Origin of the sequence: Alcaligenes sp. Me129 (assembly GCF_050487245.1) — a bacterium.
Lineage (GTDB): Bacteria > Pseudomonadota > Gammaproteobacteria > Burkholderiales > Burkholderiaceae_B > Alcaligenes > Alcaligenes phenolicus.
The window spans coordinates 23274-43071 of the sequence record NZ_JBKQGX010000013.1 but is presented as its reverse complement, the minus strand read 5'-3'; the positions used below and the strand labels follow the sequence as shown (position 1 = coordinate 43071).

Below are 19798 nucleotides of genomic sequence, written 5' to 3'. Positions count from 1 at the left end.
CTCACTTCTCCTGCTTTTTCAGCAGCATGACCGCCGCACCCAACACCACCGGAATGGCCAGCAACAAGGCAAACAAGGCCCCGTGCAGATCCGAGAAGGTCAGTGCTTTGTTAAATACCCCGCGACTGATGTTGAACATATGCGTAGCCGGATAAATCTCGCCCGCCCAACGGCTGATCCCTTCCATGGAGGACACCGGGTTCAGCAAACCGGACAATTGCGTGGCTGGCAGCATGGTGCCGATCATGGCAAAGAACATGGCCGCGATCTGACTTTTCGTCACCGTGGAAGCCACCAGCCCCATGCCGGTAGAAATCACGCAAAACATCAAGGTGGCCACGCTCAAGGTCAGGAAGCTGCCCTTGATGGGTACATCGAACACCGTGATGGCCAAGAGGCACATGCACAGAAAGTTGATCATCGCCAGGCCGATATAGGGAATCTGCTTGCCCAGCAAAAACTCCACTCGGGTGACCGGCGTAACGTACAGGTTGATGATGGAACCCAGTTCCTTTTCACGCACCACGGACAATGCCGTCAACATCGCAGGCAACATCAGCAGCAGCACCGGAATCACGGCAGGCACCATGGCCGGCAAGCTCTTGACGTCCGGGTTGTAGCGGTAACGGTCCTGAATACTGGCGGGTACGACCAAAGCCCCTGCCCCCAGACGCTCCTTGGCTTGAGTAATCAGCCATTGCTGATGCATGGCCTTCACGTAGCCTTGAATGGTTTCGGCACGGGTAGGCATGGAACCGTCCACCCAGGCGGCGATTTCCGGCTTGCTGCCTCGCAGAACATCACGTCCAAAACCGGGCGGAATTTCGATCGCCAGCGCAATCTTGCCGCGCCGCATTCTGTCGTCCAGATCCTGGTAATCCGTTAAGGGGGCCTGCTCCAGAAAATAGCGCGAGCCGGACAGGTTCAAAGCGTAGTTCTGGCTGATACTGGTCTGGTCGCGGTCCAGCACGGCGTAGCGCAAATCCTCTACGTCCAGCGTGATACCGAAACCCATCACAAACAGCAAAATCAGGGAACCGGCCAAGGCCAAAGTGGCTCGCACCGGATCACGACGCAGCTCCAGCGCTTCGCGCCAGGTGTAGCTCAGCAAACGCTGCAAGCTGAAGCGTTCGCGCTTTTCGCTATGAGCTTCGTTTGCCACCACCGCCTGTTCTGTCGCCGGTTCCACTTCAGGCTCGGGGCCACTGGCTTCCAGCAAGTAACCGATAAAGGCTTCTTCCAGATCAGCGGCGCCGCGCTTTTTCACCAGGTTCGCAGGCGTATCGCTATCGAGCACTTTACCGGCATGCATCATGGACATGCGGTCGCAACGCTCGGCCTCGTTCATGAAGTGGGTGGAGATAAAAATCGTGACCTTGTCGCGGCGGGACAACTCAATCAGCAAGCGCCAGAAATTGTCGCGAGCCACTGGGTCCACACCGGAAGTGGGTTCGTCCAGGATCAGCAGCTCTGGCTTATGCACCATGGCCACCGCCAAGGACAGGCGCTGGCGCATCCCCAAAGGAATGGCATCGGGCAAACGGTCCAGAATCTGGCCCAGCTCAAAACGCTCCACCATTTCCGCCACACGGCCTTCCACCTCGTCCTCGGGAACATGGAACAACTGGGCGTGCAGCACCAGGTTTTGCCGGACCGTCAGCTCGCTGTACAGGGAAAAAGCCTGTGACATATAGCCCACACGACGGCGGGTATCGATGTCTTTGGGATCGACCTCGTGGCCAAACAACCAGGCCTGACCTTCGGAGGCAGGCAACAGCCCCGTCAGCATCTTCATGGTGGTGGATTTACCGCAGCCGTTCGAGCCCAGAAAGCCAAAAATTTCGCCACGACGTATCCGGAAGGACACATTGTCAACGGCGGTAAAGTCGCCAAAGCGAATCGTCAGCCCTTCGGCTTCAATGGCAATATCGTCCGCATCCACATCCAATGGCGGGATTTCTACAGCCTTGTGGCCTTGACGCTTGTCCTCGGGCAAGAGGCGAATAAAGGCCTGCTCCAGACTCTTGCTTTCCGTGCGCTCCAGCAGTTCTTTGGGCGAACCTGTTGCCAGAATCTGGCCGTCGTCCATGGCGACCAGCCAATCAAAACGCTGGGCCTCGTCCATATAAGCGGTGGCGACAATCACGCTCATGCTGGGACGTTCGATGCGAATACGCTCGATCAGATCCCAGAACTGCTTGCGGGCCAAGGGGTCCACGCCGGTGGTAGGCTCGTCCAGCAGCAAAAAGTCCGGATCGTGAATCAATGCGCAGCACAGACCCAACTTTTGCTTCATACCGCCCGAAAGCTTGCCTGCAGGCCGTGTCAGAAAAGGATGCAGGCCCGTGCTGCGCGTCAAATCGTCAATTCGGCGACGGCGCTCGGCAGCATCGTGCCCGAACAATCGACCAAAAAACTGCAGGTTTTCTTCCACCGACAAGGTGGGATACAGGTTCTTGCCCAAGCCTTGAGGCATGTAGGCAATGCGCGGGCAAATCTGGTCGCGATGGCTTTTTTCCGCCATATCGCCACCCAGCACTTCAATACGGCCTTCCTGAATCACACGGGCGCCCGCCAGCAAGGACAGCAAGCTGGACTTGCCCACGCCGTCAGGACCAATCAGTCCGACCATGCAAGCGGCAGGCACATCCAGGCTTAAACGATCCAGTGCGAGCGTGTCGCCATAACGCTGGCTAAGTTCAACAACGCGAGCAACCGCCGCCGCTTGCTGCTTGGGCATGGTTTACTCCGTCAAGGTGGAAGTCAGCGACTCAGGCCAGCTGGCATTGGGGTCCAGCTTTACCCAGGCCACGCCGGGCAAGCCGGTCTTGACTTGCTCCAGGTGCTTTTTCAACAGCTCGGGGGCAATCTGGGCCTTGACGCGGAACATCAGTTTTTGGCGCTCCGAGGCCGTTTCCACACTCTTGGGAGTGAACTGGGCAGAGCTGGCCACGAAGGACACGGTGGCTGGAACCGGGATGTCCGGAATGGCATCCAGCACCAGACGCACCTCGGTACCCAACGCCACCTTGCCGGCCACTTCGCTGGGCAGGAAGAAAGTCATGTACACATCGGACAGGTCCAGCACGTTCAGCACACGGCCACCCGCACCCAGTACTTCACCGGGCTGGGCGACACGAAACTGCACGCGACCATCGCGGGGGCTGACCAGCTCACTGTCGCGCAAGTCAGCTTCGATACGGGCCACAGCAGCCTTGGCGGCTTCCACGGCAGATTGGGCACCGATCAGCTGAGCTTTGGCAGCATTAATGGCCGCTTCTGCGGCATTGGCCTGGGCCTTGGTAGCAGCTACCGCAGCCTGGGCACCACGCACGCGGGCACGGTCATCATCCAGTTCCTGTGCCGAAGCGGCACCTTCTTTGGACAAGGTAGTGGAACGCGCCAGACGACGTTGGGCTGCGTCCAGTTCCGACTCACGTTGACCAATCAAGGCTTTAGCAGCGATGGCATCGCTTTCACGCAAGGCCACTTGGGCCTGAGAGGCCGCCACATTGTTTTCAGCTTGACGCAAACCAGCCACAGCTTCATCGCGGGCCGCTTCCAGACTGTCTTGCTGCATGATGGCCAGCACTTCACCTTCTTTCACGAAATCGCCCTCGTGGGCGGCGATGCTTTGGATACGTCCGGCAAACTTGGTGGAGATATCAATCTCGGTCGCCTCGATACGGCCATTACCGCTGACAAAGCCAGCGCCAGGGCCGGTATTGGACATTTTCTGCCATGCCCACCACCCCAGGCCCAGAACACCGGCAACGATTAGGACAGGAACAAGATTTTTTTTCAAAGAGGATTGTTTGCTCATAGCTGGCTCGAGGATGGATCCGAATTAGAGGAGTTATGGGTGTTGGTCAGGGGCTCGGAGGGGTCCAGCCCACCGCCCAAGGCGCTATACATGGCAATCTGGCTAGCCAGGAGCGCACGACGCGTTTGCACCACTTGCTGCTCCACATCCAGCAAGTCACGCTGCGCATCCAGCACTTCCAGATAGGCAGCCGAACCGTTGTCGTAACGCATCTGCGCCAGACGGGCGCGCTCGGTCTGGGCGCTGCGGGCGACCAGCTGAACGTCCAACTGCTGGCTTAACCAGTGGCGTGTCGACAAGGCGTCCGACACTTCACGAAAGGCGGTTTGAATAGCTTTCTCGTATTCCGCAATGCGCATGTCGCGACGCACATAGGAGGCGTCCAGATTCGCGCTGCGGCGGCCACCATCAAAGATGGGCAGGGAGATGGTTGGAGCAAACATCCAGGCCTTGCTGCCGGAATCAAACAAACCATCCAGCTCGGCGCTGGCGGTGCCAAAATTGCCAGTCAAGGCAATACGGGGGAAGAAAGCGGCACGGGCAGCCCCAATATTGGCATTGGCGGCACGCAACTTGTGTTCAGCCGCAATAATGTCGGGACGCCAGACCATCAGGTCCGAAGGCAAACCGGGGGACAGCTCGGCCAACATGATGTTTTCATTCAAAGGCGCACCGGTTGGAGACACGCCCGGATCGGCCCCCAGAAGCTGTTGCAAGGCATGTAGTTGCACCGCACGTTGCTGTTCCAGCTGGGCCAGCATGGACTGAGCCTGCGTCAGCAAGGTTTGCACCTGCGTCACATCCAATTTGGACGTTGCGCCAACTTCATAACGACGGGAGAAAATGCGGTAAGACTCCTGACGAGTCTCTACACTTTTGCGGGCGATCTGCACGCGTTCGTCCAGCTCGCGCACCACAATATAGTTATTGGCCACTTGCGAGACCAAAGCGACATGCACGGCTTGTCGGCCTGCCTCGGTAGCCAGCCAGCCTTGCAAGGCAGCATCTTCCAGGCTACGTACGCGGCCCCATAAATCCAGCTCCCAACTGGTCAAACCGACCTGGGCGCGGTAATCACCACCTGTCACCGCCTGGCCGCTGGGGTTCATGTCTCCAGGCACACGCGAGCGAGCAGCTTGCCCCCCTACGGTAAATTCAGGAAAGCGTTCGCTGCGCTGCAAATTCAGCATGGCACGGGCTTCGTCCACCCGTAAAACAGCCACGCGCATATCGCGGTTATTTTCCAGCGCAGTCTCAATGAGCTTGCTCAGAACCGGGTCTTTAAAGTATTCGCGCCAACCCAGATCACGCGCTCGCACCGCATTGGCCGGGCCTGCGGACAGGTCCGAGTAAGCCTGTGGAACGGGGGAAGCGGGCTGATCGTAATCGGGTGCCATCGAGGCACAACCCGCCAGGGCGACCAGCAAGGCAGCCAGCGCGAAATGAGGGCGACGCGCAGCGCTTCGGTGCTTGAGACTCAAATCGTAGGTCTGTGGGGCCATTGGAAAAAATGCCTAATGAGAAAAAGGGAACTGCCGTCAAGGCAAAACAGCACGTCAGCGATGGGCTTTGCGCCTATCGCCGACATCAAACAGAGCGACAAGCTCACCATTTAGCGAGCTTGTATGAACTGACTGCTTACTTCACTAATACGTATTGACCGGGAGCCGGGCCGATTGGGACGTAGTCCTGTTTGGCGGCACCCATTTGCGGTGGTTTCACCTCCGCTCCCGAGCGCGCCTTGAGCCATTCCGTCCAGGCGGGCCACCAGGAGCCCTGATGCGAGGCGGCTTGTGCCTGCCAGTCGTCCACCAGAACAGGCGCAGTGCCTGCTGCGCGGGTATGAATCTGATATTTGCGACGCGGATGGCCCGGTTCGCTGACAATCCCGGCGTTATGCCCACCTGTGGTCAAGACAAAGGTGATTTCGGCAGGCACCAGATAATGCAACTTGTAAACAGAGCGCCAGGGGGCAACGTGATCGGAAACAGTACCGACACAAAAAATAGGCAAATTAACTTGCGCCAGAGAAACGATACGGCCTTCAACCGGATAACGGTTTTGACTTAAATCATTATTCAAATACATGCGGCGCAAATATTGCGAATGCATGGTGGCGGGCATACGCGTGGCGTCTGCATTCCAGGCCATTAAATCGTTCAAGGGGCGGCGTTCGCCCAATAAATATTTATTAACCATGGGCGCCCACAATAAATCAGCGGAGCGCAGCATTTGAAAAGCGGCTTCCATCTGATTGGCGCGTAAATAGCCCTCGTCGGCCATCTGAGCTTCCAGCAGGCTGACCTGACTTTCGTCAATGAACAGGGACAAATCGCCCGGCTCGGAAAAGTCGGTTTGGGCCGCAAAGAACGTCAGGGAGGCAAGCCTGTCGTCTCCATCGCGTGCCATGGCAGCCGCGGCAATCGCCAGCAAGGTGCCGCCCAGGCAATAGCCGGTGGCGTGGATTTTCTGGCCGGGAACAATGGCGTTGACAGCATCCAGGCTGGCCTTCCAGCCCAGGCGAATGTAGTCGTCCATCCCGAAGGCATGATCTTCGGCAAGCGGGTTTTTCCAGGACAGGCAAAACACCGTGTGGCCTTGATCCACCAGGTATTTGATCAGGGAATTTTGTTCGGACAGATCCAGAATGTAGTACTTCATGATCCAGGCCGGAACGATCAGCACAGGCTCTGGATGGACCTGCTTGGTAGAAGGCGTGTACTGGATCAGTTCGACCAGTTCGTTACGTAGTACCACCTTGCCCGGCGTGGCCGCCACATCCTTGCCGACCACAAAATCTTCGGTGCCTACGGGCGGTTCACCCGCGAACTGGGCCTGCATATCCTGCTGCCAGTTCGCCAGGCCACGGCTGAAGTTATCCCCCTGTTCTGCAAGGGTTTTATCCCACACCAAGGGGTTGGTCCAGGCAAAGTTGCTGGGGCTGAGCATGTTCAACCATTGCTCAGCACCAAAGGCAATCAGTTTTTGATGATGAGGCTCCACACCGGCTACGCCTTCCGTGGCACTTTGCCACCACTGCTGCTGCGCCTGATAGGTTTGTCGCAGCAAATTAAAAGGCCAACGATCCCAGGCGGGGTCCGAAAAGCGGCGGTCGGTATAGGCAGGCGCTGCAGCTTGCTCTGAGGTTTGCAAAGACGACTGGGCCGATGCGGCCAGCTCCTCGCTCCATTCACGAAATAGCTGTTCCCATTGGCTTTGCGCCAACTGCCGCAACTGTTCTTGTTTGCCAGGGCTAAGGGCCAGATGACGTATCCAGTCCATCCAGGCAAGAAACTGCGATTCGGGGGAGATGGAACTCCAGATACGAGCCCAGGCGGCTCGTGCGGATGCGTCTAACTGCTCAGTCTGATCAAGGGACTGCCTGCTAACCATTGCCACTCCGCAAAAAGTACATACAAAAAGCAGATACGACTGCTTGGTCTTTTTAATAATACACCAGTTTACATCTAAACTTTTTGTATGCAGGCCTTTTAATAAAGAGCCATAAAAAACCTTTGCGTTAGATCAAGTTCAGGGCAGATAAAAAACAACCAGCCCCAGCCGCATTTGTTGTTATACCGTGCCTGTTATGGAATAGGGAAATAAAAACAGGCAAAAAAACAAATAAAGCTTTTCTAAAAAATGAAGACTTTTAAAAAAAACAAAAACGATGCAATCCAGTGAAACAAGCGGTAACTCAGATTCATGGCACAACTATTATTTCTGCAACCATGTGACAAAACAAGCACAGCCCCTCGTCAAGCCCTCAAGCCGCAGCCAGGCTGGCTTGCCATCAAGCCTGGGACAAGTGGCCTGATATACTGCAAGCCCCATATCTTGCCCATCCACACAGGATGACATGACAGACACGCACCAAAATAAACCTCCAAAAAACGAAAGCACAAACAAGCGACGTTACCTGCCATCGGCCGAGCGAAAACGCGAAATCCTGAAAGCCGCTTTTGAAGAGTTTTCCCATCGGGGATTTCTGGGTACGTCGCTGGAGCGCATCGCCGCGCGCGCCGGGATCTCCAAGTCCGGTATCTATGCGCACTACAGCAGCAAAGATGAAGTGTTCGAGGACATGCTCCACAGCACACTGCTACCACCCGATGGCAATACATTTGAGTTATCCGATACCTCCGAGGCAGACACCCTGTCCTGTATCGTGGATGAGTACCTGCACCAGTTGTATGAACGCCTGTCCAACCCGGACGTGCAAGCCATGTTCAGGCTCTTGATGACAGAAAGCGGCCGCGTGCCGGATCTGGCCCATTACTGGGGCAAACAGCTTCTGAGCCAGAACTACACGGCCAATCAGGCGTTTTTTGAACTGGGTATCCAGCGAGGTCTCATCCGCCCCGACGTCAGCTCCTCCGACTACATCCTGGCCGCCTCCCCCTCCCTGATGTGGCTGATGGTTTTGCTGGTTCTGGGACCACAGAACTCGCCCGTGCCCTTTGAAGAAGTGCACCAGTTGCACAAGCGCTTGCTGATAGAGTGCCTGCAACCCACATCGACCTAAACGCTGCTCATTCAGATCGGGCCGCACAAGTTCGTTTGCTTCTTGGCAAGCGAGCTTGTTTGAGCCTCTGCAAGCCCCCTCCCCTTTGTTGTGCCATAAGCCTCATCAAGGCAGACGTATAAGCGCGTTTGATACGCACGCTACACTTGCGGGCAACAATCATTCCATCGAACCGCAACTGACCGTACAATAGTCGGTTGCAGTCCATTTTCAATGGGTTCCCTCACCCCATCCACCAAAAAGGTCCAGACATGACTCTGCCTACCGTGCCGTCTTCACGGCTGTCGTTCTACGTACGACTTCTGATTGCCTTTCACATTTTTATTGTGATTGCCAGCAATTATCTGGTTCAACTTCCTATTGAACTATTCGGCTTTCATAGCACCTGGGGAGCCTTCAGCTTTCCCTTTGTTTTTCTGGCTACCGACCTGACCGTCCGCTTGATGGGCAAGTCCGAAGCGCGCCGCGTGATTACCCGCGCCATGTTTCCGGCCTTGATCGCCTCTTATGTGGTCTCGGTACTCTTTAATGAAGGCCAGTTCAATGGTTTACAGGCACTAGGCGAATTCAACAGCTTTGTGTTCCGTATTGCCTTGGCCAGCTTTGCCGCCTATGTGTTAGGGCAACTGCTGGATGTACAGGTCTTTGATCGCATCCGTCGCGACTACAAACAATGGTGGCTTGCTCCAGCGGCCGCCTCGATCTTTGGGCAGGCACTGGATACCTTGGCCTTTTTCGGCATCGCGTTCTGGCACAGCAGCAATCCCTTCATGGCCGAACACTGGGGCGAAATCGCCGTCGTCGATTACGTCATCAAACTGGGCGTCAGCCTGCTGCTGTTTGTACCTATGTATGGCGTACTGCTCAACTCCCTGATCAGCACCATGAAGCGCCGCGCCCTGAGCACCGCACAGGTCAAAGCATGAAGCCACACACTCCCCGCCGCCGGGCCCTGGTTCTCTTTTCGGGCGGACAGGATTCAGCCACCTGTCTGGCCTGGGCTTTGGACCGCTTTGCCTTTGTAGAAACCGTGGGCTTTGACTACGGCCAACGCAACCATGCGGAATTGCAGTGTCGACAAACACTAAGAGACAAGCTCTGCCAGCAGTTCCCGCACTGGGCAGAGCGCCTGGGGCAAGACCATGTGCTCGATGCCAGCGTACTGGCTCAGATAGGCGGCAGCGCCATGACTGAATCCATGACTATCGCCATGCGGGAAGATGGTCTGCCCAATACCTTTGTGCCGGGTCGAAACCTGCTGTTCTTTACCCTGGCTGGCGCCCTGGCCTACCGTCGGGGACTGGATACGCTGGTTGGCGGCATGTCTGAAACCGATTACTCGGGCTACCCGGACTGCCGCGACAACACCCTGAAAGCACTGCAAGTGGCATTGAGCCTGGGGATCGAGCGCCCACTGACCGTGGAAACACCACTGATGTGGCTGGATAAGGCAGATACCTGGGAGCTGGCCCACCAGTTGGGATCGGATGCTTTAGTGAAGCTGATTCAGGAAGACAGCCATACCTGCTACCAGAACGAGCGGGAAACCCTGCATGACTGGGGATATGGCTGCGGGCAATGCCCGGCTTGTGAGCTGCGGGCTAAGGGATATACAGACTGGCAAGCGCAAGGCAGGGCAACAGACCAGCCATAACGCCTATATTCAATAAGGCAGCCCTGCGTTCCAAACAAAATGAATACAGAAAAGCCCAAGCGTTAAAACGCCTGGGCTTTTTCTTTGAATTACAGCTGCGCTGGCTCCGTCTGCACCTGATACACCGGATAGCTTCGGCACAAGCTCACAATTTTCTCCCGGATCTCGTGCTTGACCTTATCTAAAGTGCCAGCCTCATAAGCATCAAGCACATCACACAAGTAATGCGCCAGCTGCTCGCAGTCCTCCACCGTAAAGCCACGTGTCGTTACAGCCGGCGTTCCGATACGAATACCCGAGGTCACCATGGGCGAGCGGGGATCGTTGGGCACCGAGTTCTTGTTTACGGTGATGTAGGCATCTGCCAAGGCATCGCTAGCCTCTTGCCCGGTGTAGGGCTTGGTCGACAAGTTGATCAGCATCATGTGGTTATCCGTCCCGCCTGACACGATGTTGTGACCGCGCTGCATCAGTACCGCCGCCATGGCGCGGGCATTACGCACCACGTTTTGCTGATAGGTACGGAATTCCGGCTGCAGAGCCTCTTTGAAAGCAATGGCTTTGGCCGCAATCAAGTGCATCAAGGGGCCGCCTTGCACGCCTGGAAATACAGCGGAATTCAGGCGTTTGTAGAAATCTTCGCTTTGCCCTTTAGCCATGATCACGCCACCACGTGGACCGCGCAGGGTTTTATGCGTTGTGCTGGTAACTACATGGGCGTGTGGCAAGGGGCTGGGGTACTCACCCGCCGCCACCAGACCAGCCACATGGGCCATATCCACCCAGAACCAGGCACCGACCTTGTCAGCAATCTGGCGCATACGCGCCCAATCCTTCACACGCGAATAGGCAGAGAAACCCCCAATCAGCATTTTGGGCTTGGTCTCGATGGCAATGCGCTCCATTTCGTCGTAATCGATCAGCCCGGTTTGGGTATCAACTCCGTAAGGAACAATGTTGTAAAGACGCCCGGAAATATTGATGGGGTTACCGTGGGTCAGGTGACCACCCTGAGCCAGGTTCATCCCCATCACCGTATCGCCCGGTTTGAGCAAAGCCAGGAATACAGCAGTATTAGCCTGCGCTCCAGCATGAGGCTGTACGTTGGCATAATCACAATCGAATACAGCTTTCAGACGCTCGATAGCCAGACGTTCGGCTACATCTACAAATTCACAACCGGCGTAGTAACGCTTGTCCGGGTAACCCTCGGCGTATTTGTTGGTAAACACGGAGTTCTGAACCTGCATAACCAAAGGGCTGGCGTAGTTTTCCGAGGCAATCAGTTCTACGTGATCTTCCTGACGGCTTTCTTCGCCCTGAATGGCCTGAGCCAATTCCTTGTCGAATTCAGCCAGGCTGAGTGTGTTGTCGTACATCGCTTTTCCTTAAAAAAATTTCTACCCTCGTCGCGGCTACTTACTTGGCCGCCTTGCAAAGCAGGCGCACGCCCTAACCATGCGTGCGCTTGAACTCGCGCATGAACTCTTCCAGCGCCTGTACCGCATCCAAGGTAACGGCGTTGTAGATGCTGGCGCGCAAGCCCCCCGTTGACTGATGGCCCTTCAAGCCGTGAAAACCATTCTTTTGCGCTTCTTCAACAAATAAAATATCTAAATCAGTTTCAGCAATATGAAATGGGACATTATTGATGGATCGATAGTCAGGCAAAACATTGTTGATATAGAAACCATCACTGCTATCAATAAGCTCATAGAGCAGCTGCGATTTTTTCTTATTTATTTTGTGCAATACTTCTATTCCACCAACACGCTCTATCCATTCCAGCATCAAACCCAGCACATACCAGGAAAAGGTTGACGGTGTATTTAATAGCGATTTCTTTTTTGCTTGAATGGAAAAATCCAAAGCGTGTGGCGTATTTGCCAAAGGCCTGTCTAAAATAGCGGGATTAAGTAATACCAGCGTAACACCGGCAATTCCCATATTTTTCTGGGCCGAGGCATAAATCAAATCGTGAGCCGAGACATCAATCGGTTTTGACATCAAGCTGGAGCAAGCATCACACACCAAGGGAATAGGTGAAACAGGTGGTTTTGAAAATTGCAAGCCCTGTGCAGTTTCGTTCTCTGTGTAATGCAAGTACGCTGCATCCCGATTAATATTAGATTCATTAATCTCGGGAATACGATCAAATCCAGTTTCATAAGAACTGGCTACGATTTCGACATTCCCATATTGCTTGGCGGCATTAGCCGCCTGTTCCGACCATAAACCCGTATGTATATAGTCCGCTGTGTTTGCTTGATGAAGCAAGTTCATCGGTATTTGAGAAAACTGCAGGTACGACCCTCCTTGCAGGAGCAAGACGTGATAGTCCGTTGGCACGGCCAGAACACGACGCACAGCGGCGTCGGTACGATGGGCAAAATCCATGAAAGGCTGGGAACGATGGCTGATTTCCATCACGGACACCCCTGTGCCCGCAAAATCAAGCAGCTCATCACGTATTTGCAATAGAACATCCATTGGCAAGGTGCTGGGCCCTGCGCTGAAATTAAAGGGTCGGGACATACTTGCTGAGATCCTGTACAAACCTGAACGCCGGAACAGGCCCCCCCTATTTCGGCAATGACAATCAAGTCTACGAGCACAATGGTCTGACTAGTCAGACCATTAATATTCTCTGGAGCAGACCGCATGACGCGTTCGTTTGAACTGGACACCTTGAAGATGCGTCTTAACGATGACGAACTTCAATCCCTGGATCTTCACCAGCGCATTCAGCGTGCCTTGCGGGCATTGATTCTGGATGGCGCCCTGGGTCCGGGGGTCAAGCTGCCTGCCACACGCTCGCTGGCCAAATCCTTGGGCATGGCCCGCGATACGGTTGAAAACGCCTATGTTCAACTGCATCGCGACGGCTTTATCGTGCGGCGCGAAGGCTCGGGCAGCTATGTTTCCGAGTCGGTCGGCACGGAGCTGCGCGGCAGTGCCTATCGCCGCATCAAAGCCCAGGATCTGAAACGCAGCGTAATGGAACCCGGTACGGGCTTAAGCCGTCGGGGTCGCGCCGTGTTTGAAAGTGGCGGCATTGCCGATCAACAGACCATCAAGGCCTTTGCCACTGGCCTGCCGGAAACCCGCAACTTCCTCACCGATGTGTGGGAACGCCTGCAGCGTCAGGCCATGAAAGACTATCGAGCCAACATCCTGCTGCATGGCGATCCGCAAGGCACCGAGTCCCTGCGTAAAGCGATTGCCGTGTACCTGAATCTGGAGCGTGGTGCGAAGGTCTCCGCCGATCAAATTTTGATTCTGAGCAGCACGCGCCAGGCCTTGTTCCTGTGCGCGCAATTACTGGTCGATGCTGGCAAACCTATTCTGGTTGAAAATCCTGGCTACTTTGGCGCCCGCAAAGCCTTTGAAGCAGCCGAGGCCCGTGTCGTACCAATTGGCGTGGACGAGCAAGGCTTGCGCACCGATCTGCTGAATGAAGATCGCAGCGGCGCGAACTGCATTTACGTGACGCCCTCGCACCAGTACCCCACCGGGGCCACCATGTCCCTGGAACGTCGTCTGGAGCTCATACACTGGGCGGCTGAAAATGGCCGCTGGATTATGGAAGACGACTACGACAGCGAATTTCATTACGACGGCTTACCCACGGCGTGTGTGCAGGGGCTGGATAAATACCAACGCACAATTTACTTGGGCACTTTCAGCAAAACCCTGTATCCAGGCCTGCGCATGGGCTATATGGCCCTGCCACCCGAGCTGGTCAAACCCTTCACCCAGGCACGCAGCATCATGGATGGTCACACACCGCAAATCCTGCAGCTGACGCTGGCGCGTTTTATGGAAGACGGACATTACAACTCGCATATTCGCGCTATGCGCAAGCTGTATGCCGGGCGGCGGGAGATCATGCTGGAAGCCATCGAGCAGCACTTGCAAGGAATCGTTCGTGCGGCCCGACCTGAAGGCGGTTTGCAGATTCCCTGCTTTCTGGAGCCGGGCTGGTCAGAAGAACACACGCTGCGCCGCGCCTTGAGTGCTGGCGTTCAACTGCCGGGTTTGAGCCGTCTGTACATTGGTGAAGAAAAACAACAGGGCTGGCTGCTGGGCTATGCCTCCCTGACCGCCTACGAGATCGAGTCCGCCATGTTGCGTCTGGCCAACGCTCTGCGTCAGGGCAAAGGCTGAGCCGGGAAAAATCAGTACATCAAGGGATATCGCCGGTTCAGATCGGCGACCCCTTCCAAAATGGCATTCTCGGTGCGGGGATTGCGCGAACCACTGCGCACCCCGCCCAGCAAGGCCAGAATCATGTCGCCAATTTCCTTGAAATCATCTTCACCCAAACCGCGAGTCGTACAGGCGGCACTGCCGACCCGTACCCCCGAGTAGGCGCCAGAGGCTTGCTCATACGGCACACGGTGTTTACTCAAGCTAATGCCCAGCTGAGCCAGAACCTGCTCCACCAAAGGCCCGGACAGCCCCCAAGGGCGCAAATCCACCACACCAAAATGACAGTCTGTTCCCCCTGACACCACCGTCAGTCCACCTTCGGACAAGCGGCGACACAAGCTGCGCGCATTGATGATGACGGACTGGGCATAGGCCTTATAGGATGGGCTCATCGCTTCACCCAAAGCCACCGCCTTGGCGGCCAGAATGTTCAGCAAAGGTCCGCCTTGCAGCCCTGGATATACGGCCTGACTTAAGCGCTCGGCCAGCTTGGGCTCATTGCTCAAGATAATCCCACCCCGCGGTCCGCGTAAGGTGCCATGTGTGGAAAAGGTCGTGACATGGGCATGTTTGACAGGTGATTCCATCAGACCGGCCGCCACCAGCCCCGCGCCGTGGGCCAAATCCACCATTAAATAAGCGTTGATTTCATTGGCGATATTTCTGAATTCGGCAAAATTCGGCGTGCGCGAATAGGACGAGCCTCCGGCAATGATCAGCCGTGGCCGCTCCTTGTGGGCCAGGGTACGAACCTCGTCCATGTCGACCCATTGCGTCTGACGATCCACCCCATACGAGCAAGTCTGAAACCAGCGTCCGGACACATTGAAATGCGAACCGTGGCTAAGGTGCCCACCCGCACTTTGATCCAGCGCCAGAATCGTGTCGCCCGGCGAAAGCAAGGCCAGATACACCGCCAGATTGGCCTGACTGCCCGAGTGCGCCTGCACATTGGCGTAAGAGGCTCCAAAAACCGACTTGGCCCGCTCGATAGCCAGTTCTTCGGTTTGATCGGCTTGTTCGCACCCGCCGTAAATCCGTTGCCCAGGATAGCCTTGCGCCTGCTTGTTGCTGAGCAAGGAACCCTGCACGTCCAAAACGGAGCGGCTCAGGTAATTCTCGGAAGCAATCAGTTCAATGGTGTGTTGTTGGCGTCGCCGTTCGGCTTCGATGATGTCCCAAAGATTGCGATCGCTTTGCTGTAGAAATTGCGACCCCACCAGAGGCAGGTGGGGGGTGTCGCCACCGGCAAGACTCTTCATGGGAGTTCCTGTTTAGAGATTGGCCACTTTATGGTTGTGGCTATTTGCCAGATATCAGGCAAAAGCACGGCCCTGGACATGTCGATTCCCAGAGCGAAAGATAAACATCCTATTCTGTTTAGCGCTCTATAAAACAGTCCATTAAAAATTAATTCACCAGACCACTTTTAATTATTGTTATTTGAATAAATATTCAAAGCATAAAGAATCAAAAAACCTCTGAAACACAGAGAGAAAGCCAATTCCGATTGTTCTTGTCAAGAATTAAAACAAGATTCAAATTTTTATTCTTAAGTGGTCTGTTAATTGGCCTTGAAATGGTCTGTCATTTATTGTCATAGGATCATTAGAATGCAGCCAACAAATACTCAACACCCATACTTCTAAACGCTCAAGCAGATTATCACTTATTTCAATCTGTGCACGATAAAAACATCCCCATTTTTCCCATGACTACAGGAAACGCCATTGCTTTAACGGCAGTTCAACCACGCTGATCCCCACGGTTCAAGAAACCCGGCAACGGGATTTTTTTGGGCCTTGTCCATAAGAATCGGCAAATCCTTTTAAGCCTGCGAATTTCCATTTGGAAATAAAGATGGGTGGCATAAAGAAACGACCTGTTCATTTCGAACAGATCGCAATCAACAGCAAGGAAGTTTGAAATGACAATCAAAAACTACGAAACTGATGACGCCGTACGTAATATGCTGCAAAAGCTGTCTGTACTTTGGAAAAACCGGGCTGCCGTGAATCAGGAACTGCCTGACTACAACAATCTGGCTTTCGATCCCAACAAGGCCGATTTCAGTGAATGCCTGCTGCCTTTTCGCGAGCATCAGGCCTGGCTGGAAGCTCCTGAAGAATTGAAATCGCAGTGCTTGTCCTATGCCTGGGGCATTTACAACCTGAAGACCATTTACGTTGAGTGCAACGTGGTCACGCCTTCTTGCGAAGACATCATCAAGACCCCGCCCCCAAGCGCCAACCGCAATCTGCTGCAAGACGTGATGTCCCAGGCCTTGCTGGACGAGGCCCTGCACACTCGCATGTCCATCATGGCCTGCAACTACATCTACTCCATGCGTGGTCTGACGCCCCTGGATTTCACCAATTTCAACCTGGTGCAGTGGCGCAATGACATCCTGAGCCAATGCGGTTCCGAATCCGAGCGTCGTCTGACCCGCTTTGCCATTGCCTGCGCATCCGAGACCCTGATTACCGACTACCTGAAGACCATGGCCGAGGACAAGAGCATCCAGACCGTGTGCCATGAAGTTACCCGCACCCATGCCATGGACGAGTGGAGCCACTCCAGCGTGTTCAGCTTTGTAGCGTCGGACATCATTCACGGACTGAGCCAGAAAGAGCGCGAGCATATGCGCGCCGTTATTTTGCGCACCGTAGAAATGTTCGCCAACAATGAAATGGGCGCCTGGGAAAAAGTCTTCTCCATGGTGAATTTCCCCCATGCCCGCGACATTTTGCACGACACCGGCGACTCCAACGAAATTGGCGTGTACACCGGCTCGGTAGAAAGCCTGATCGAGCGCATTGGCCTGAACAGCAAGTCCGGCAAGGCTCCTGCCGAGGCCGAACAACAGGAGGCGCTGCAATGACAGCCATGATTCAGGCGCGCTGCGAGACCGTTCGCCCCGAGGCCGGAAACGTCAAAGTGTTTACCTTGCGGGTGCAGGGCGGCCATTTTGATTTTCTGCAAGCCTTGCAGGCAGGCAAGCACGTCGCCCTGAGCTACCCCGATACCGGCGGCACCATTCAACAGCGTATGTATTCGATCACTCGTATGGCCGATCCAGACCTGATTGAAATTGCCGTAAAAGGGTCGGGGCGCAATAGTGTTTCCGATCACTTGCACGCCACCTTGCGCGAGGGCATGAGTGTGCCCCTGCAATATGTGGCGGGTGAAATCTCGGTGAACTCTATTGTGGGTTACGAGCGTATCGCCATGATCGCAGGCGGCATTGGCATTACCCTGCCCATTGCCTTGCTGCGTGAGTTGGCGGCGCGAGCCCAGGACGGCTTGCCTGTACCACAAGTACATTTGCTCCTCAGTATTGCCCGTATTGCCGACATTCCCTTCCTGCATGAACTGCTGCAACTGGATCTGGGCACCAGCTGGTTCACGCTGACCGTGTTTGTCACGCAGGAAAAGATTCGCGAAAGCGCTCATTTCAAAGTGGGTCGCCCCTCTTTTGAAAATATGGAGCAATTGAAAGACCCGCAGGCCGTGGTGATTTGCGGCAGCCATGGGTTTGCCCAGGCCTTGCGCGAATACACCCTTCAGGCTCACCCCATCTCGCACATGTTGATCGAGGCTTTTTCCCCGCCCGCCAGTTCCGGCGTGGAAATCCTGCCTGAAGCAGGCAGCGCGCCCTTGCAAATCAATGTGCGCAGCACCGGGCAAACGCTCTCGCCTGAACCGGGCAGCAGCTTGCTGGAAATGCTGGAGGCCGCCGATGTGCCTATTCGCAGTCAATGCCGCTCGGGCATTTGCGGCGCGTGCCGGGTACAGATTTCGGAGGGCGAGTACCGCTCTGAACCGGATTTGTGCCTGAGCGATCAGGACAAGGCCCAGGGCCATGCACTGGCATGTTGCACCTTCCCCTTATCGGGTGCCATTAATGTAGACATCGGTACCACGAGCTGACATCCTTACCATCTGGATTGAAAGAACCTCTTATGAAGAAAGTCATCGCACTGCGTCATATCCATTTTGAAGACTTGGGCACACTGGAACCTGTTCTGATCGAACAGGGCTACCAAGTTCAATACATTGACCCTTCCGTCGAGTCACTGCGTCACGTGGGTGAACAGGACGCTGACCTGCTGGTTGTATTGGGCGGGCCAATCGGCGCCTACGACGAAAAGATTTACCCCTTCCTGTCTGATGAGCTGGAACTGATTAACAAGTTCTTGCTGGCAGGCAAACCTTTGCTGGGCATTTGCCTGGGCGCACAACTGATTGCGCGCGCCCTGGGCGCCAATGTCTACCCCCTGGGTGTGAAAGAAATCGGTTTCTCTCCGTTGAAACTGAGCGAAGCGGGCAAAGAATCGCCCCTGGCCGCCGTTAGCGGCATTCCCGTCCTGCACTGGCATGGGGATCAGTTCGATATTCCAGACGGAGCCATTCACCTGGCCAGCACGGACGTAGGCCCCAATCAGGCCTTCTCCTTCGGAACCCAAGTACTGGGCCTGCAATTTCACCTGGAAGCCGACACCAGCAAGCTGGAACGCTGGCTGGTTGGTCATGCCAACGAACTGGGACAAGCTGATATCGATCCGCAAATGCTGCGTCTGGAAGCCATGGCGGTACAAAAACGCCTGCACGCCGCTGCCGCTACGGTCCTGACCAGCTGGCTCAGCCAACTTAAACAGGCCAGTTCCGCTGATTGCGCTGCATGAACACTGCTGCTGTAACGTTTGTCGATCGTGAACGACATCCCTACCATGTGGATGTCGTTTCGATTCAGTCTCAAGTCGTCTACGGTCGGGTGGGCAACAATGTTGCCGGCCCGACTTTGCGTAGACATGGCTTTAAAGTGGCCGCCGTTCCTACCGTGTTGCTCAGCAACAACCCGCAATACCCCACGGTGCACGGCGGTGCTGTCCCCGATGAATGGCTGGAAGGCTTTCTGAATGATCTGGTCTTGCGCGGTGCGCTGGACAAGGTACGCGCTGTCCTGATCGGTTATCTGGGCAACGCCAACCAGGCCGTCATCATTGCGCGCTGGTTAAAAACGTTGCTGCAAGAGCATCCTGACACTCTGGTGATAGTGGACCCGGTCATCGGCGATCTGGATGTAGGCGTCTACGTAGACCCGGCGCTGATCCCCGCCTATCACGAAACCTTGCTGCCGCTGGCCACGGGCCTGACCCCCAATAATTACGAGCTGTCCTTGCTGTCCCAACAGCCTTGCGACACCATCCAGGGCAGTTCCAGTGCCGCGCACGCCTTGCTAAATGGCCGGACCGAATGGGTCATTGCCACCAGCGCCGCCCCCGACTCCTGGCAGGATGGTCAGATCAAATTATTGATGTCCCGCAAGGAGCCGCGTGCCGACACCCTGCTTAGCCATCCACGCGTGGATTGCGCCGCCAAAGGCACCGGAGACCTGTTTGCCTCCACCTTGCTGGCCCATCTGATTTTGGGTGCAGACCTACATTCTGCGGTGCATACGGCCAGTGCCAGTGTGCTGCATCAGTTGGAATTAACCCGCCAGGCCGGACATCAGGAATTAATTTTGCCAATAGATCCTTTCCGAGCCTGAGCAAATATTTCCTAATCTAACAAACCTTTCAAC

At 55.3% G+C, this 19798-nt stretch carries 15 protein-coding genes; 8 read left to right on the top strand and 7 right to left on the bottom strand.

Annotated elements, in window-relative coordinates:
• Position 1: 1 nt before the first annotated feature.
• The 4 genes from rbbA to ACLPGZ_RS13775 all read right to left on the bottom strand — a co-directional run bounded on the left by rbbA (position 2) and on the right by ACLPGZ_RS13775 (position 7216).
• Entirely contained in the window at positions 2-2740 is a 2739-nt protein-coding gene (gene rbbA / locus ACLPGZ_RS13790; protein ID WP_035272018.1) for a ribosome-associated ATPase/putative transporter RbbA, read from the bottom strand.
• 3 nt (positions 2741-2743) lie between these two features.
• Positions 2744-3823, bottom strand: coding sequence for an HlyD family secretion protein (locus ACLPGZ_RS13785; protein WP_009459316.1), 1080 nt, complete (start codon positions 3821-3823; stop codon positions 2744-2746).
• Positions 3820-5325: an efflux transporter outer membrane subunit gene (locus ACLPGZ_RS13780; protein WP_083053180.1), complete on the bottom strand. Its 1506-nt coding sequence runs from the start codon at positions 5323-5325 to the stop codon at positions 3820-3822. The genes ACLPGZ_RS13785 and ACLPGZ_RS13780 overlap by 4 nt, the downstream gene beginning before the upstream one ends.
• Before the next feature lie 136 nt (positions 5326-5461).
• On the bottom strand, positions 5462-7216 hold the full coding sequence (locus ACLPGZ_RS13775) for a PHA/PHB synthase family protein (protein WP_239054557.1): 1755 nt from the start codon (positions 7214-7216) through the stop codon (positions 5462-5464).
• 466 nt (positions 7217-7682) lie between these two features.
• Here ACLPGZ_RS13775 and ACLPGZ_RS13770 point away from each other — a divergent pair, with 466 nt between their 5' ends.
• From ACLPGZ_RS13770 to queC, 3 genes are all read left to right on the top strand, one after another.
• A complete protein-coding gene (locus ACLPGZ_RS13770; RefSeq protein ID WP_429641547.1) occupies positions 7683-8348 on the top strand; it encodes a TetR/AcrR family transcriptional regulator in 666 nt (221 codons plus the stop codon).
• Positions 8349-8599: 251 nt separating this feature from the next.
• Positions 8600-9274, top strand: a complete 675-nt coding sequence (locus ACLPGZ_RS13765) for a 7-cyano-7-deazaguanine/7-aminomethyl-7-deazaguanine transporter (protein WP_022983354.1) — start codon at positions 8600-8602, stop codon at positions 9272-9274.
• The gene (gene queC / locus ACLPGZ_RS13760) at positions 9271-10002 is read left to right on the top strand and encodes a 7-cyano-7-deazaguanine synthase QueC (protein WP_429641545.1); all 732 of its coding nucleotides are present in this window, start codon (positions 9271-9273) and stop codon (positions 10000-10002) included. The genes ACLPGZ_RS13765 and queC overlap by 4 nt, the downstream gene beginning before the upstream one ends.
• An 89-nt stretch (positions 10003-10091) precedes the next feature.
• Here the strand turns inward: queC and glyA are convergent, their stop codons facing one another.
• Complete coding sequence (glyA, locus tag ACLPGZ_RS13755; RefSeq protein ID WP_026484641.1) at positions 10092-11381, bottom strand: serine hydroxymethyltransferase; 1290 nt, start codon at positions 11379-11381, stop codon at positions 10092-10094.
• 73 nt (positions 11382-11454) lie between these two features.
• Positions 11455-12537 (bottom strand): 3-phosphoserine/phosphohydroxythreonine transaminase, encoded by a 1083-nt coding sequence (serC, locus tag ACLPGZ_RS13750; RefSeq protein WP_429641543.1) that lies wholly within the window; start codon positions 12535-12537, stop codon positions 11455-11457.
• 126 nt (positions 12538-12663) lie between these two features.
• Between serC and pdxR the strand changes: the two genes are divergently transcribed.
• Complete coding sequence (gene pdxR / locus ACLPGZ_RS13745) at positions 12664-14169, top strand: MocR-like pyridoxine biosynthesis transcription factor PdxR (protein ID WP_429641541.1); 1506 nt, start codon at positions 12664-12666, stop codon at positions 14167-14169.
• Between the two features lie 11 nt (positions 14170-14180).
• Here pdxR and ACLPGZ_RS13740 read toward each other — a convergent pair whose 3' ends face one another.
• Positions 14181-15476, bottom strand: coding sequence for a serine hydroxymethyltransferase (locus tag ACLPGZ_RS13740; protein ID WP_429641539.1), 1296 nt, complete (start codon positions 15474-15476; stop codon positions 14181-14183).
• A gap of 665 nt (positions 15477-16141) precedes the next feature.
• On the opposite strand from ACLPGZ_RS13740, the gene ACLPGZ_RS13735 reads away from it, so the two are divergent.
• Genes ACLPGZ_RS13735 through pdxK form a run of 4 tightly spaced genes read left to right on the top strand, consistent with a single transcriptional unit; the run spans position 16142 to position 19765 of the window.
• Positions 16142-17095: an AurF N-oxygenase family protein gene (locus tag ACLPGZ_RS13735; RefSeq protein WP_429641537.1), complete on the top strand. Its 954-nt coding sequence runs from the start codon at positions 16142-16144 to the stop codon at positions 17093-17095.
• Positions 17092-18144, top strand: a complete 1053-nt coding sequence (locus tag ACLPGZ_RS13730) for a 2Fe-2S iron-sulfur cluster-binding protein (RefSeq protein ID WP_239054561.1) — start codon at positions 17092-17094, stop codon at positions 18142-18144. The genes ACLPGZ_RS13735 and ACLPGZ_RS13730 overlap by 4 nt, the downstream gene beginning before the upstream one ends.
• Positions 18145-18176: 32 nt before the next feature.
• A complete protein-coding gene (locus tag ACLPGZ_RS13725; protein WP_021446939.1) occupies positions 18177-18899 on the top strand; it encodes a glutamine amidotransferase in 723 nt (240 codons plus the stop codon).
• The gene (gene pdxK / locus ACLPGZ_RS13720; protein WP_239054562.1) at positions 18896-19765 is read left to right on the top strand and encodes a pyridoxine/pyridoxal/pyridoxamine kinase; all 870 of its coding nucleotides are present in this window, start codon (positions 18896-18898) and stop codon (positions 19763-19765) included. Before ACLPGZ_RS13725 ends, pdxK begins: the two co-directional genes overlap by 4 nt.
• Positions 19766-19798 lie beyond the last annotated feature (33 nt).

Bases quoted from the DNA above. Each gene is read 5' to 3' on its own strand.
- rbbA (WP_035272018.1), bottom strand. From the start codon at position 2,740: ATGCCCAAGCAGCAAGCGGCGGCGGTTGCTCGCGTTGTTGAACTTAGC.
- ACLPGZ_RS13785 (WP_009459316.1), bottom strand. From the start codon at position 3,823: ATGAGCAAACAATCCTCTTTGAAAAAAAATCTTGTTCCTGTCCTAATC.
- ACLPGZ_RS13780 (WP_083053180.1), bottom strand. From the start codon at position 5,325: ATGGCCCCACAGACCTACGATTTGAGTCTCAAGCACCGAAGCGCTGCG.
- ACLPGZ_RS13775 (WP_239054557.1), bottom strand. From the start codon at position 7,216: ATGGTTAGCAGGCAGTCCCTTGATCAGACTGAGCAGTTAGACGCATCC.
- ACLPGZ_RS13770 (WP_429641547.1), top strand. From the start codon at position 7,683: ATGACAGACACGCACCAAAATAAACCTCCAAAAAACGAAAGCACAAAC.
- ACLPGZ_RS13765 (WP_022983354.1), top strand. From the start codon at position 8,600: ATGACTCTGCCTACCGTGCCGTCTTCACGGCTGTCGTTCTACGTACGA.
- queC (WP_429641545.1), top strand. From the start codon at position 9,271: ATGAAGCCACACACTCCCCGCCGCCGGGCCCTGGTTCTCTTTTCGGGC.
- glyA (WP_026484641.1), bottom strand. From the start codon at position 11,381: ATGTACGACAACACACTCAGCCTGGCTGAATTCGACAAGGAATTGGCT.
- serC (WP_429641543.1), bottom strand. From the start codon at position 12,537: ATGTCCCGACCCTTTAATTTCAGCGCAGGGCCCAGCACCTTGCCAATG.
- pdxR (WP_429641541.1), top strand. From the start codon at position 12,664: ATGACGCGTTCGTTTGAACTGGACACCTTGAAGATGCGTCTTAACGAT.
- ACLPGZ_RS13740 (WP_429641539.1), bottom strand. From the start codon at position 15,476: ATGAAGAGTCTTGCCGGTGGCGACACCCCCCACCTGCCTCTGGTGGGG.
- ACLPGZ_RS13735 (WP_429641537.1), top strand. From the start codon at position 16,142: ATGACAATCAAAAACTACGAAACTGATGACGCCGTACGTAATATGCTG.
- ACLPGZ_RS13730 (WP_239054561.1), top strand. From the start codon at position 17,092: ATGACAGCCATGATTCAGGCGCGCTGCGAGACCGTTCGCCCCGAGGCC.
- ACLPGZ_RS13725 (WP_021446939.1), top strand. From the start codon at position 18,177: ATGAAGAAAGTCATCGCACTGCGTCATATCCATTTTGAAGACTTGGGC.
- pdxK (WP_239054562.1), top strand. From the start codon at position 18,896: ATGAACACTGCTGCTGTAACGTTTGTCGATCGTGAACGACATCCCTAC.